Consider the following 14,269-nt stretch of genomic DNA (forward strand, 5'->3'; position numbering starts at 1 on the left):
CTACTGTAGCAGAAAGTGCTGGCGTCGCAAACCTCAAGCATGGAGATACAATGACAAAACTCTATCCTCGGCCTTTCAAAGAATAGCGACCATAAGATGAGGCCGTGTCCCCCACAATCGAAAAACAAAAAAAGAGAGAAGCTACAAGCCCCCCTCCTCTATTTATTCAAGTTTCATTAACTGTTTCACACGAGTTTCGAGCTCTAAGAGTGAGAACGGCTTCGTCATATAATCGTCTGCTCCCATTTGAAGACCCTTCACTACATCGGATACCTTCTTCTTCCCTGAAAGCATAAGTACCTTCATATCCTTCAAAAGAGAATCGCGATCTGCCTTTATTTTCTCCAATAACGTGAATCCATCCAACCTTGGCAAAACGCCATCTAGGATACAAGCATCGAAGGCTTGATCAGTCAGTAACTGCCACGCCTCTTCCCCATCCGAAGCTTGCGTTATCGCAATCGGTAAATGCTCTAATTGCGAAATGAGAATAGCTCTTAGAATGGGATCATCATCAACGATGAGAAGCTTTTTCTTCTGAAGCTGTGCATGCGCATGTGCGACAAGCTTTGTAAATTGTGCACCCTCATCCTCTAAATCGGCACGTACTATGCGGTTCTTGCCCTGCTGCTTCGCTTGATACATTGCATCATCAGCCTTTTCAACCCACTCCGCAATTGTCATGCCCACTTGCCATTCAGCTACACCAGCAGAGAACGTGATGGAGAACGTTTGACCATCATTCTGAGCTACTGCTTTCAAGCGTACTTTGTCTAAAATATCTTGCATAATAGACCGAGCTTGATCCACTGTCGTATTCGGAAGTGCGATAACGAACTCTTCACCGCCAAAGCGCGCCAATAAGTCTGTTGAGCGCAGATTGATCTGCAGCAAGTGAGCCAAGCCTTGAAGCACCAAGTCTCCTACATGATGCCCATACGTATCATTGACGCTTTTGAAGCTGTCAATATCGATAAACACGAGGGAAATTGGCGCTGGGTAACGCTCAATCCGCTGCAGCTCCAGTCCAATCTGCAGATCAAAATAGCGGCGATTGAATACACCTGTCAATGGGTCGCGGAAAGCCAGTTGTTCAAAATTCCGTGTTCGCTTGAGAAGTCCATAGATGCGTGCAGCCAATTCCTCGTACTGGAACGGCTTGGTCACATAATCATCGGCCCCTAAATGAAAACAGCGAACTTTATCACTAACATCATCACGACCTGATAAAACAATAAGCGGCAACCATTTAAGTGTAGGATCTTCCTTCAGGAACTCAAACAGCTCATAGCCAGACTGGGGATGCATCATAAGATCCAATGTAACGAGATCATACGTTTGTTCACGGAGCAATTTTTTAGCTGACTCTACATCTGCTGCTTCATCAACCACGCAATCATCGAGTTGCAAGCGCCTTGTCAAATAAGAGCGCAGCGCATCGTCATCATCGACTAACAATATGCGGCTTTTTAGAGTTCTAAGCATGGAACCCGGGGTAGGATCTTGCTGTTCATCCATCTGAATTTCCGTTAATCCGATATCCAGTTCCATATTTAATTCAAGTAACAGTCCAGCCGTTCGCTCTATGCTTTCATAGACAGGACTTGTTGACAGGAGTACCTCATGATCTTCGCTTAACACCCCTTGGGTCCATTCCCAATTCCGCACGAGTTCTTCGGCAATCTTACCAATTCTTTGATAGCCAAAAACGGGTGCACTCCCTTTAAGTGTATGTGCAATCCGATAACATTGTTGCAGGTCCTCTCGGACTGGCTCAACTTGAAACGCTGTCAGCAAAGACTGAAGCTGCTGAAGCTGTTTCTCATATTCACGAATAAACAGCTTTCTTCCTTGTTTAAGAATTCTTGCATCTCGATCAAATTCTGAACCGGAATCTTTCGATCTCTCTAAGTTATTATGGCTCATAACACAATCACCCTTTATAAGCTTTATGAGAAAAACTTTTATCGAAGTACTTCGAGGATGAGCGACCGCGTTAGAAGTGGAGAGACACTTTGGTCTCCGTCCAAAGATCCCTATATATGGTTGTTTTTATCGCCAATAAGAATTTGTTCTTCCGAGTACCGGAAACTTATAAATTCTTATGCGGTCAAACTGATCTCAGCACATACTTGTTCAACCTAACGTTGCAACAGTTGCTCTATGGTGTCTAATAATTGAAGTGGACTGAAAGGTTTCACAATGTACGTGGTGACACCAGCTGCCTTAGCTTTCTCTTTATCTTTTTCAAGAGCTTTGGCTGTCAATAGAATGACTGGCAAGTCCCGATTTACATTGTCACTTTGTCTAAGCCATGAGCAAACTTCTACACCCGTACGCTCTGGCATCATATAATCAAGAATGATTAAATCATAAGCTTCCTTGCTCAACTGCTCGATCGCTTGCCCACCATCCTCAACCTCTGTGATGACGTATCCTTCATCGGATAACGTTTCCGTCAGCAGAAAGCGAAGCGCCAATTCATCATCGGCAAGCAAAATTTTGTATGCTGACATATTCTCTCTCCTCGAGTCCTTAAATTACTACTAATTATAGCATCATATCAGGGGCCAAGATAGGAAAATGTCGGAAAAACCCGAAAGAAATCACATGCTTTTTTGGTGCCGATAGGCCTTCCAGGAGGAGCCATGAATTACTGGAAGCCCACGCGTGCTTGTATAACAATAGACCCAACCTTCTCGCTCTCCGCTGACATCCTTCACCCAAATTCGCTCGTACTCATTGTCCGCATGACCTGGGCCGTAGTAAGTTTCCAAGACATCCATATCGGCCAACCCTTCTTCGGTAACTTTGATCCATTCCCCCACAACGATATGATCATCACCTGTGCGAACTAGTGCTGGGTAAGGCCCTACATCAAATAAACGTCCATAGATCGCACCAGGTTGCACATCCAGCAAAAATGGCGAGACAACAGCGTGATTGCTTTCTCCTACCAGCAACGTTCCATACACAAATACAGTGATCATCTCTATTCCTCCTAATCGTCTACATGCTCTATATGAATGATTTCGGCGCGGAAACCATGGATTCCTATGTAAAGATGAATGACATGAGATACCGATAAGGCAGTATGCGACTCACCATAGAAAATCAACAAAAAAAAGCAGCATCACGATGGATGCCACTTCTATGCTTGATTCGCTGTTAATTCGCGAGTTTTGACGATAATTTTGCGGATGCTGTCCTCGGATAAATGAAACACCTTGATCAGCTCCAGAACCGTCGAGCCCGTTTGGTACAACCGGAAAATCTCACGATTTCTCCGCTCAATGATAATGCGAGTGCCGTTATTTTCTCCCCAGCCAGCGCGCTTCTGCTCTTTCTTAGGGATATACACGATTTCGCCTTGGATATATTCTTGTAGTTGTTTTAATAGGTTAGGGGGAAGAACATCTTTCCCGTTCTTGTAACTCATGGATGAAAACCTCCTCAAATTGTGCAAAGCTTGACTTTGACTGATTTGCAGAGAGTATCTTCATCGCCCCTTAACCTCCTACCATTCTCAAAAATGGAATAAAAAAAACACGATCATAATCGTGCCTGTCGGTTGTATATGCAATTATACAATTCAGGTGAACGGTTATTCCACGAATGATATTCAGTTAGGAGACGAGTACCTCTGCGGCGGCCGCAACATTCATCGCTACTGTCATTGTCATTGTGTTCATTAAAAAGCACTCCCTTCACCGTAGTTTATTGTTGTGTTCACTTCGTGTTCACAATTCTCATTATATGTAAAAAGCATCTCGCTGTCTACTCGTTCGTTAAAGTTATGCGAGGGCCTAGGGGCCCTCGCTTGGAACAGTGATCCCTGCTTACGCAGAGACCACCTCTGTTTGCGTTGTAATCACCTTGATCACTCCTTTCCGAAGGAATTAGCCGGCCGGCTACAACCTAATTAACTCATATTGGAGACCTAGTCTCAAGAGAAAGAATCGGTATAAGGATTCTTTCCTACTGGCGGGAGTGAATAGGTGAGGCAACGCGGTTGAATAATGGCGGTTGACCGCTTCTATTTCCGCTTAAACTCCTCAAAGGTCACACCTAGCGCGCACTTAAGAGCGGTTCACCGCTCTTATCTCAATTCAAAGTAGCTGATTGGCTGCTTTAGAAGCGGTTGACCGCTTCTATTTCTGCTTAATCTCCTCAAAGGTCACACCTAGCGTGCACTTAAGAGCGGTTCACCGCTCTTATCACATTTCAAAGTAGCTGATTGGCTGCTTTAGAAGCGGTTGACCGCTTCTATTTCCGCTTAAACTCCTCAAATGTCACACCTAGCGTGCACTTAAGAGCGGTTCACCGCTCTTATCACATTTCAAAGTAGCTGATTGGCTACTTTAGAAGCGGTTGACCGCTTCTATTTCCGCTTAGCTACTTAGCGTGCTAGGTGCTAGCACCCAGCGGCATCACCGTGATGCCGCCTCGTTCCAACAGCGCGCGGATATCGCGCGCGAACTCCACGGCGTGAACGCCATCGCCGTGGATACAGATCGTGTCCGCGCGCATGCTCAGGCTCTCTCCCTCACGGGAGAGAACCTTCCCTTCGCGGACAAGCCGCTCCACCTGCGCCGCAGCCTCGGCGGCGCTCTCCAGCAGCGCCCCCGCCTGATCGCGGGGCGTCAAAGAGCCGTCCCGCTGGTAGCTGCGGTCCGCGAAAGCCTCGCTCGCGGTCCGCAGCCCCGCGGCGGCGCCCGCCCGCAGCAGCTCGCTGCCGGGCGGACCATACAGCGTCAGCTCCGTGCTGACGCTGGCTGTCGCTGCCGCAATCGCGGCGGCTAGCTCATGGCGCTTCGCAGCCATGTGGTAGAGCGCGCCATGCGGCTTAACATGCCGCATTCGTCCGCCTTCGGCGTGGACGAATGCCTGCAGTGCTCCGAGCTGATACAACGTCAGCTCGTAAGCCTCCGCCGGCGTGATCGCGATCTCGCGCCGGCCGAAGCCCTGTAGATCGGGCAGGCCCGGATGGGCCCCGATCGCAACGCCCTTGCGCAGGCACAGCTGTACCGTGCTGCGCATGGTTGCAGGGTCGCCTGCGTGGAACCCGCAGGCGATGTTGGCGGAGCTGACGAAGTCCAGCAGCTCCGCATCGCGGCCGAGGCGATAAGCGCCAAAGCCTTCGCCCATGTCACAATTCAAATCAATGCGCAGCATTGCCATCACGCTCCCACTCAAGTTAATCCCAACTCATCATTGCCACTCACGCTATCCAAGCCTAGCGAAATTCATCGTCTCATTTCCCTCATCCAGCTCTTCGTCCCCGCCTCCAGAAGCTTAAGATCCATCGCCTGCAGCAACAGTTGCTCCTGCGCTTCCCGATGAGTAACCTCTTGGAAACGAAGCTCCCCCCCTGGTTTCACCTGAGCAACCAACGGAAGATCGGCTGTAATAACGTGAGCAATCCGGGGATATCCACCTGTTGTTTGACAATCAGCCAGAAGTAGAATGGGTTGTCCACTCGAGGGCACCTGCAGCGTACCTCCAACTACAGCTTCCGAAATCATTTCGTAGGACGCACCAGCTTCAAGCTCAAACTTTGACTCATTCGATAACCGATATCCCATTCGATCCGATTGTGATGTCACCTGAAAGCTTTGAGAAAGTAATCTGGACCAACTATCTTCGGTAAATAAGGATGATTCCTTGCCGCGAATAATGCGTATCGTAGGATTATCGCGATACACGGGACGAAACATTGAGCTCACTGACTTGGTTGGAAGCTCTACGCCGTACATAAACTCAGAAACCAGATCATTAATCTCAACTTCTAACACATCCCCTGTGCGAAGGGGTCTTCCCTCATATCCACCTATTCCCGCCCGCAAATAGGTGCTGCGGCTTTCAAGCACAACGTTAGCCCTGAACCCCCCATGCACAGCTAAATACGCTCTACATCCTTCAAAGGCATAACGGAATTGCAACTCACTCCCTTCGCGAAGGACGAACGGTCGCCACAGAGGGGCCGGACTTCCATCTACATCTGCTCCCATATCCGCACCGCAAATCGCAAGCAGCATGTCTCTGTGCGCAACTAGGGTCGGTCCGAGAAGTGTCATTTCCAATGTGGCAGCCTCTGTCTCATTCCCAACAAGTAGGTTAGCAGTACGATGGGCAAATCGATCCATCGGCCCTGCTACAATCACGCCATGCCTCCTGTGACCGTAGCGTCCCTCATCCTGGAGAGAGGATAAGATGCCAGGTTTCTTTACCTCAAAGCCCATAGCTCGCATTCCCCTCTTCTAACGCATGGAACTGCTCCGAAGTGATCGGCACAAATTTCACTCCATCCCCTACTTGTAACAAAGAGGGAGGATTAGCTTCTGGTCGAAAGAGACGCAGGGGTGTTCGACCAATGAGCTGCCAGCCCCCTGGTGTTTCAAATGGATAAATACCTGTTTGTGCCCCACCAATGGCCACAGAACCAGCAGGGATTTGTGTGCGAGGCACTGATTTCCGTGGTGTTGCAAGTCCTTCATCCATACCACCCAAATAAGGAAAACCTGGTGCAAAACCAATCATATACACCCGATACAAGCGAGAGTGATGCCTTGTCACAATTTCTTCTTGCGTTACCTTATGGTACGCGGAGACTTCCGCAAGATCAGGCCCAAACGTCCCCCCATAACAAACGGGAATTTCTATGATCGTTCCTAACTGCCCCTGACCGTGCTCGTCCCCTTCGTCATACTTGTCCAAAATCTGCTCTATGTACTGTAAAACATAATCATAAGGAAGCCAACTAGGCTTCCTTATGGCGCGTCCAAATTTTAGATTGCCTTCAGATGTATAGGTATAAATTCGGAAAGCATCATAATAAATTGTAATGGTTGTATAAGCGGCAACAAGCTCGATAAAGCCATCAAGCCAATTACGCTCCAGATATTTCGTTAGCCGCGATATCTGATACAGATTAGCTAGTTGAATGTCCTCTCCTAATCGGATCACAATCGCCGAGTCTCCGAGCGGATAACATACATAGGCAAGCTTGGTCATGCAAAACGCTGCTTTTTCAACCAATTTGCACAAACCTCAGGCCAGATATATGCTTCAGCATGATCATCTGCGATACCGATCCCGTGATGTCCTGATTCGAAAACATGCAGGTCGAATGGTACCTTATGACGACTAAGTGCGCCAGCAAAGAGAAGGCTATTCTCAACGGCAACTGCACCGTCATCCGCAGTATGCCACAGAAAGGTTGGCGGCGTATCGGCCGTTACTTGAAGTTCATTGCTCAAATCCTTGACTAACTCATCACTGGCATCTTCACCAATCAGATTAATTCGTGAACCTTGATGTGCATTCACACCGAATGAAATAACCGGATAACACAGCACCATGAGATCAGGACGTGAGCTATGTTGATCAATCTGATCTGATGATGTCTGATCTCCTGCATCGTAGTGAGTGCCCGTCGTCGCTGCCAGATGTCCACCTGCAGAAAATCCAAGAATACCAATGCGGTTCGCATCGACTCCCCATGCTTCGGCATGATGTCTCACGGTTCGAATAGCTCGCTTCGCGTCTTGCAAAGGCACAGGGTGTTTATATGGTGCTACACGGTAGTTCAACACATAGGCAGAAATGCCAAGCCCATTTAGCCACATTGCAATTGGCTCTCCTTCATGATGAGCCCGTCTGCCGTAGCCTCCACCTGGACAAATAATGACTGCTGCACGCAGGCCATCTCCCTCTGCAGGATATAAGGTTAAACTTGGGCAGCCTTGATTTTCCTCACCTTGACTATCTTGGGTAGCTCCTGGCCATAATTCAATCGTTGTCCTTGCGCTCAAAATTGAAACCCCCTCATGCGATTCTCGTACTAAGTTAATAATATCCAATCCTTATCGAGTAGAAAAGCATCTATTTCAACAATAAAGGAGCGATTTGAAATGATTGTAGTTACAACAGAGAATATTGCGGGTTATGAGGTAACCGAAGTTTTGGGCAGTACATTTGGCGTCGTCGTGCGAGCTAGAGGCATTGGCGGGGATATTATGGCCTCTTTGAAAGGTTTAATTGGCGGAGAAGTTACGCAATATACGCAAATGGTTGAAGATGGACGCAGGCAAGCCATGGACCGACTGGTTAAAAATGCAGCTGCCATGGGCGCTGATGCCATTGTGATGATGCGCTTTGATAGCGGGGATATCGGTCAAAATATGAGCGAAATCGTTGCCTATGGCACAGCCGTTCGTGCGCGAAGGCTATGAGTGGAATTTTACCGATAGTGCTCGTTTACAGCTTATGGCTTGTTGGACTTATTATTTTATTTCTTCTTGGCTATCTAATTTATGACAAACGCTACAAAACGGAAGGTGCCGCGACACCCCAATCTCCTCCAAACGGTTTACAACAGAAGTGTTCATTGATCCCAAAGATGGTTTCACCTATCGGGTCTATTACAATCCTCGAACGGGAGATCGTGCTTATATTCGGGAAAAATAGCTTTTTCAAAAACAAAAAAAGCCTTGCAACAGCAGAGATCCTATGAATCTCTCATTGTTGTCAGGCTTTTTCGATATAACACGAACTAATCCCAAATCACTTTCCAGTTATGGTTTACATTAGCCTCGATGGTACCTCGCTCCATGATATATCCTGCCAACAGCTCCGCTACGTCCGTAGGTATATCCTTGATCACCGGCTTGTCCTGGAACATCGCATAGTTGCCCCCGCCAGCAGCACGGTAATTGTTCATGACCACATCAAAAGAGCCTTCTAGATGGATTGGTTTCCCCTCATAATCCAGCTGTACAACGCGATCGCCGACAGGACGGGAAATGTTTAACGTGTAGGATATTCCCTCCCACATGTCATAGTTATAATGGGCAGGCTTCGGTTCCATGAACGCTTTACTTACCACAAGTTCTCCGGCTTCCGTCATTTCAAAATATTCTGCAGACTGCTCCAACGCATCCTTAATATCTTGACCTGAGATACGAATGACTTTCAATGTATTCGGATAAATATAGTTGGAGACGATGTCTCTCATCGTAATATCGCTTGGGAACCCAGGAGAAACGTTATCGAATAACGCAGTGTTGGAAATGGCAGCTCCCGACAGCTCCATCTGAGCTTTATTAATGAATTCGATTAGTGCATTATCTCGCGTACGGATCTCCATAGGATCTCTAACAAGCATGTCACCCGTTAGCTTACCGATGGGTTGATCCAGCCACAATTGTGTTTTCGCCTCGTATGAGCTAATCTGTTCTACTAAAATCTGTTCTGCCTCAACGTTCGCAACAGATAGCAGCTCTGATTGCTTGGAAACAATTCGCCAGCTCCCATCAACTTGTTCAAGCGCAATCGCCACTTTCCCAAGTGTAACGCCTGCTGTGCCAGGTTGAACGATGGTTACGCCATTAATGCTAGCTCCAGCAATGCTCCTGTGCTGATGGCCCGTCAATAGAACGTCGATGCCCTCTACTTCCATACACAACTGGTAACCTTGGTTCTCGCCTGTTAGCGGTTCGGTAGGCTCTCCAGTTGCTATATCTCTTTCAAATCCGCCATGGTAGGCGACGACTACCACATCTACATGCTCTTGCTCCTTGAGGAGCTGCACCCATGTACGAGCTGTCGCAACAGGATCATCGAAACGCAAGCCCGCAATATGCTTCGGATCTTCCCAATTTGGAATGTAAGGGGTTGTCAATCCTAGGATCCCTACACGCACCCCTTCAGGAAATTGTTTAATGAGATAAGGCTTTCCGAAAAAAGGCTCCCCCGTTTCTGCGCTCACAATATTGGCACATAACCAAGGGAAATTGGATTCTCTGACCGCCTTCTGCAGCACGTTTATGCCATAATTAAATTCATGATTTCCCACTACAGCCCCATCATAGTTCAAATAGTTCAGACCCAGCACCATTGGGTTCATAGGTTCATTATCCAAACGTGCATGATGATAAGCAAGCGGCGTACCTTGAATAAGGTCTCCGTTATCGATCACAATGACATGAGCTTCTTTGGTTCGCTCCTCGGCAATTAGTGCAGCAATTTTCGTCAATCCCACATTATTGGGATAGTTATTTGCATAATGAATCGGAAGCATATTCCCGTGGAGGTCGCTCGTTTCTAAAACTGTAATGTGACTTGTTTGTCCTTGCCCCGTCTGCGCCAAGCGATTCACTCCATTCCATTTTTTTGTAAAGTTTTACATGCCAATTGTCACAGATTAACAAATACTTCACACTATCTTCCATATCTCTTATGATAATGTTATAGTACAACATAGATAAAAAGTAAATATTTAAACGGAGGTCAAAAAAACATGAAAAAATTAACCGTACTTAGTTTATCCATGGTCGTAGCTGCGGGTGCTCTTGTTGGTTGCGCAAAGAAAGACGAAACACCAGCGGCTTCATCTACTGCAAAAGCAACAGCAGCAGCTACTGCAGCGGCTACGGCTACACCAGCGGCAGCAGCAGGTTTTGTTCCAAAAGAACTTCGCGTACAATTCGTTCCTTCCCAAAATGCAGAAACACTTGAAGCAAAAGCTAAGCCGCTTGAGAAATTGCTTGGAGATAAACTAGGTATCCCGGTTAAGGTTTCCGTTTCAACAGATTACAACGTCGTTATCGAAGCTATGTCTTCCAAACAAGTTGATGTTGGTTTCTTGCCTCCAAGTAACTATGTCGTTGCTCATGATAATCGTAAAGCTGCTGATCTTCTTGTACAAGCTCAACGTTTTGGCGTTGACGATGCTACAGGAAAACCAACAACTGAGCTTGTAGATTTCTACAAATCCGAAATTCTTGTTAAAGCAGATTCCCCTATTAAATCTGTTGCAGATTTGAAAGGGAAGAAAATGGGCTGGCAAGGTGTTACTTCCGCAGCTGGTTACGTATACCCAGGTCTTGTATTGAAAAATGCTGGTGTAGATCCAGTTAAAGATGTAACAGGCGTTCAATTCCAAGGACATGATAAAGCGGTAATCGCGCTTCTTAACGGTCAAGTTGATGCAGTAGGCGTGTTCCAAGATATCCGTACCAACATGTTGAAGGATTACCCTGATATCTTCAAACAAACGAAAGTTCTTGCTTTCTCAGATAAAATTCCAAATGATACCATTGCTGTTCGTTCCGATATGGATGCGGCTTGGAAGAAGAAAATTCAAGATGCTTTCATCGCGATTGGTAACGATCCAGAAGGTAAGAAAGTTATCATCGATGTATACACACACCAAGGCTATGTTGCTACCGACGATAAGAAATTCGATATCGTTCGTGAAGCTAACAAAGCAATGGGCTTGAAATAAGACTTCCTTCTTCGATCTAAGCATACACAACCACCGCAGCATGAGCCTTACATCCATGACGCGGTGGTTTTTTCCTTCTAATTTTACATTCTATACCAGACTTTCCTTGCATATTATGAATGTGGCACGCCCGTCCAAGCTCATCGTTTACTTAAAGCTATCAAACGTTTACTAAGTCGGTCGTGTCATAACTCATTGTGGGGTGAATAACAGGATGTACGAAATGCTGATTATCCGGAAAACAAAGGTTATTATTCGGTGTGGCACCGATGAAGTTCAAGGCGTTATTTCGCAGTATTATCCCGAATTCCAGCTTTTAAAAATAAACAACATTATGATTCCTATCGCATTAATTGAACAAATTGAAATCTTAGGGCCTGACGAACCTCTCTTGCAAGCTTCCCACCGTCTTCGTGAGCCTCGTATCCTCCATCTGGTTACTCAAGGCGGGGCCATCAGTAAGTAGCTGGCTCTTAAACGAATAAAAAGCATCTCCTTAAGGTCTACGACCTTAAGGAGATGCCTTTTTCTTTGTCATGAATGTTTGCTTTTTATACGATCCGTTTCCGCAAAGTACCTGAGATATAGTCAATGACAGAGACTGTGACGATAATCCCAATCAAGATAATACCCACACGCGGCCACTGCCTTGCATTGAGTGCGAAGATCAGCGGTGTCCCGATCCCGCCCGCACCGATGACCCCAAGCAAGGTCGCGGAACGGACGTTGATTTCAAAGCGGTACAGCGTGTATGAGATGAAATCTGGAATGACCTGTGGAATCACGGCAAACGACATCCGCTGCCAGAAGTTCGCTCCTACGGCCGTCATGGCCTCTGTAGGCCCCATGTCCATGTTCTCAATGGCCTCGGCATAGAGCTTGCCTAACATCCCCACCGAGTGAAGTCCAAGCGCCATAACACCCGCGTATGCGTTCGGTCCAACTGCTTTAATAAAGATGAGAGCCATAATGATTTCTGGGATTGTCCGCACGACGCTGAGGAACAGTTTCCCTGTGCCAGAAACAGCGCGGTATCGGCTCATATTCGCTGCTGCCCAGAATGCGAAGGGCAGACAAACAATCGCTGAGACGAAGTTTCCTAAATAGGAAATGGACAAGGTTTCAAGCAAGGAACGCAGCAAATCTTCACCTTCCGGGATATAGACATACGCCCAATCTGGGTGAAATAATCCACTGATCATCGCTTTGGTCAGAATCCAAGTGGTCGGTTGAAATCCGGTTAATTCCAGACCAGTTAACGCCCATATAAGTAAACCGATCACAGCTGCCCAACCAATGATTTTATACGTGTTCGCGCGTATTGCCGTCATCGGCTTGGCACTACCTTTTAACAAATACGTACGAAAGCGTGTACTCACCAAATCAATAATGACGACGATGAGCAACGTATAAATAACAATGGCACAAGACTGATCATAGCGGAATAGATCTAGTGTATTTTTGAGCAATAATCCGATACCACCTGCGCCAACCAAACCGAGGATAGCGGAAGCACGGATACTGACTTCAAAGGTGTAAAGAAAATGCGCCAGATACGTAGGTGCAACCTGTGGAAGGACACCAAATCGGATCAGCTTCAGCTTATTAGCACCAACCGCGGTCATCGCCTCAAGCGGACCTGGATCGATCGCTTCCGTAGATTCAAAAGAAAGCTTAGAAATAATACCGAAAGTAAAGAAAATTAACGCTAACGTACCTGCTGTTGGGCCAAAGCCCACTAATACTGCAAACAAGGCCGCATAGAGCAAATCAGGGATTGTTCGAATTAAATTCATAATAAAACGAGCCGGATAGTACAGCCATGGTGACGTTGTTACGTTACGAGCAGCAAGCAACGCCATCGGAAACGCGAACAAGGCTCCAATTACCGTACCCAAGATAGACATTTGAATTGTTTGTGCCATCGGCTTCCAAATGTCTGCGAAGAATAGCCAGTCTGGCGGAAACATTTCTGCGATGAATTTCAAGATCTCCGGCGTCCCCGAAGCTAATCTTGTCAGCGTTGCATCCGTCTGATAAATGCTGCCAATCAAGAATAATACCATGATGGCGATGATCATATAAAACTTCGTATGCGGAGGCTTTTTGACGGTTGCTACACTCATCCCTCCTGCACCCCCAGCAGTTCATCTTTCTTGATGGCGCGGCCGTAAATCTCGGAGAACACATCGTCCGTCGCATCGGCAACAGGTCCATCGTAGACGACCTTACCAGCTCGCAGCCCGATGATGCGCGTTGCGTACTCACGAGCTAAGTCAATGAAGTGAAGGTTAACGACAGTTGTTATACCGAGGTCCTTGTTAATCCGTTTCAGGTCATCCATAACCTGACGGGTTGTGAGCGGATCGAGCGATGCTACCGGCTCATCTGCGAGAATGATTTTGGCTTCTTGCGCGAGCGCTCTTGCAATGGAAACGCGCTGCTGTTGACCGCCGGACAATTCATCGGCGCGTGAATACGCTTTTTCCCGAATGTTCACCCGCTCCAGCGCTTTGAGTGAAAGGTCAATGTCCGCTTTAGGGAACAAACCGAACATCGTACGGAGTGTTGAATGGTACCCTACGCGACCGGAAAGGACATTACGAAGTACTGTGGATCTTTTGACTAGATTAAAGGTTTGGAAAATCATCCCGATGTCTCTTCGCATCCGACGAAGCTGTGCGCCGTTCGCTGTTGTAATGGATTTCCCATCGATTCGAATTTCCCCGCTTGTTGTCTCATGCAGACGATTAATCGAACGAAGCAGCGTGGACTTCCCAGCTCCTGATAAACCTACGATAACAACAAACTCCCCTGGGTGTATGGTAAGGTTAATGTCATTTAAGCCAACAGTACCATTTGGATATACTTTAGAAAGATGTTTAAACTCAATCATATTCGTCCTACTTTCTTTACACAATTTCAAGTGCTAGACTGACTACTTTCAACGAATAGATGAAAAATCCTTTTTTCTATCATTAC

At 46.9% G+C, this 14,269-nt stretch carries 14 protein-coding genes; 3 read left to right on the plus strand and 11 right to left on the minus strand.

Features of this window, described 5'->3' with window-relative positions; translation table 11 throughout:
* Positions 1-162: 162 nt before the first annotated feature.
* From AC58P7_RS21120 to AC58P7_RS21155, 8 genes are all read right to left on the minus strand, one after another.
* Entirely contained in the window at positions 163-1,926 is a 1,764-nt protein-coding gene (locus AC58P7_RS21120) for a response regulator (protein ID WP_497346324.1), read from the minus strand.
* A gap of 215 nt (positions 1,927-2,141) precedes the next feature.
* Positions 2,142-2,516 (minus strand): response regulator, encoded by a 375-nt coding sequence (locus tag AC58P7_RS21125; RefSeq protein ID WP_497346326.1) that lies wholly within the window; start codon positions 2,514-2,516, stop codon positions 2,142-2,144.
* Positions 2,517-2,606: 90 nt separating this feature from the next.
* The gene (locus AC58P7_RS21130) at positions 2,607-2,990 is read right to left on the minus strand and encodes a gamma-glutamylcyclotransferase family protein (RefSeq protein WP_497346327.1); all 384 of its coding nucleotides are present in this window, start codon (positions 2,988-2,990) and stop codon (positions 2,607-2,609) included.
* 161 nt (positions 2,991-3,151) lie between these two features.
* Positions 3,152-3,439, minus strand: coding sequence for a CD3324 family protein (locus tag AC58P7_RS21135; RefSeq protein ID WP_028556449.1), 288 nt, complete (start codon positions 3,437-3,439; stop codon positions 3,152-3,154).
* A gap of 968 nt (positions 3,440-4,407) precedes the next feature.
* Positions 4,408-5,175, minus strand: a complete 768-nt coding sequence (locus AC58P7_RS21140) for a LamB/YcsF family protein (RefSeq protein ID WP_497346329.1) — start codon at positions 5,173-5,175, stop codon at positions 4,408-4,410.
* A 71-nt stretch (positions 5,176-5,246) separates the two neighbouring features.
* Positions 5,247-6,242 carry a 5-oxoprolinase subunit C family protein gene (locus AC58P7_RS21145; RefSeq protein WP_497346331.1) on the minus strand — a complete coding sequence of 332 codons (996 nt, stop codon included), beginning with the start codon at positions 6,240-6,242 and terminating at the stop codon, positions 5,247-5,249.
* Positions 6,232-7,014 (minus strand): 5-oxoprolinase subunit PxpB, encoded by a 783-nt coding sequence (gene pxpB / locus AC58P7_RS21150; protein WP_497346333.1) that lies wholly within the window; start codon positions 7,012-7,014, stop codon positions 6,232-6,234. The genes AC58P7_RS21145 and pxpB overlap by 11 nt, the downstream gene beginning before the upstream one ends.
* Positions 7,011-7,814: an alpha/beta hydrolase gene (locus tag AC58P7_RS21155; RefSeq protein ID WP_497346335.1), complete on the minus strand. Its 804-nt coding sequence runs from the start codon at positions 7,812-7,814 to the stop codon at positions 7,011-7,013. Before AC58P7_RS21155 ends, pxpB begins: the two co-directional genes overlap by 4 nt.
* A 99-nt stretch (positions 7,815-7,913) precedes the next feature.
* Between AC58P7_RS21155 and AC58P7_RS21160 the strand changes: the two genes are divergently transcribed.
* Complete coding sequence (locus AC58P7_RS21160) at positions 7,914-8,234, plus strand: YbjQ family protein (protein ID WP_497346337.1); 321 nt, start codon at positions 7,914-7,916, stop codon at positions 8,232-8,234.
* 320 nt (positions 8,235-8,554) lie between these two features.
* On the opposite strand, the gene AC58P7_RS21165 is transcribed toward AC58P7_RS21160, so the two are convergent.
* Positions 8,555-10,150, minus strand: coding sequence for a bifunctional metallophosphatase/5'-nucleotidase (locus tag AC58P7_RS21165; RefSeq protein WP_497346338.1), 1,596 nt, complete (start codon positions 10,148-10,150; stop codon positions 8,555-8,557).
* A gap of 150 nt (positions 10,151-10,300) precedes the next feature.
* Between AC58P7_RS21165 and AC58P7_RS21170 the strand changes: the two genes are divergently transcribed.
* Entirely contained in the window at positions 10,301-11,287 is a 987-nt protein-coding gene (locus AC58P7_RS21170) for a phosphate/phosphite/phosphonate ABC transporter substrate-binding protein (protein ID WP_497346340.1), read from the plus strand.
* Between the two features lie 214 nt (positions 11,288-11,501).
* Complete coding sequence (locus AC58P7_RS21175) at positions 11,502-11,753, plus strand: hypothetical protein (protein WP_497346342.1); 252 nt, start codon at positions 11,502-11,504, stop codon at positions 11,751-11,753.
* Between the two features lie 85 nt (positions 11,754-11,838).
* Here the strand turns inward: AC58P7_RS21175 and phnE are convergent, their stop codons facing one another.
* Positions 11,839-13,413, minus strand: a complete 1,575-nt coding sequence (phnE, locus tag AC58P7_RS21180) for a phosphonate ABC transporter, permease protein PhnE (RefSeq protein ID WP_497346344.1) — start codon at positions 13,411-13,413, stop codon at positions 11,839-11,841.
* On the minus strand, positions 13,410-14,183 hold the full coding sequence (gene phnC, locus AC58P7_RS21185; protein WP_497346345.1) for a phosphonate ABC transporter ATP-binding protein: 774 nt from the start codon (positions 14,181-14,183) through the stop codon (positions 13,410-13,412). The genes phnE and phnC overlap by 4 nt, the downstream gene beginning before the upstream one ends.
* Positions 14,184-14,269: the final 86 nt, after the last annotated feature.

It is taken from the genome of Paenibacillus sp. J22FR5, from assembly GCF_059691975.1.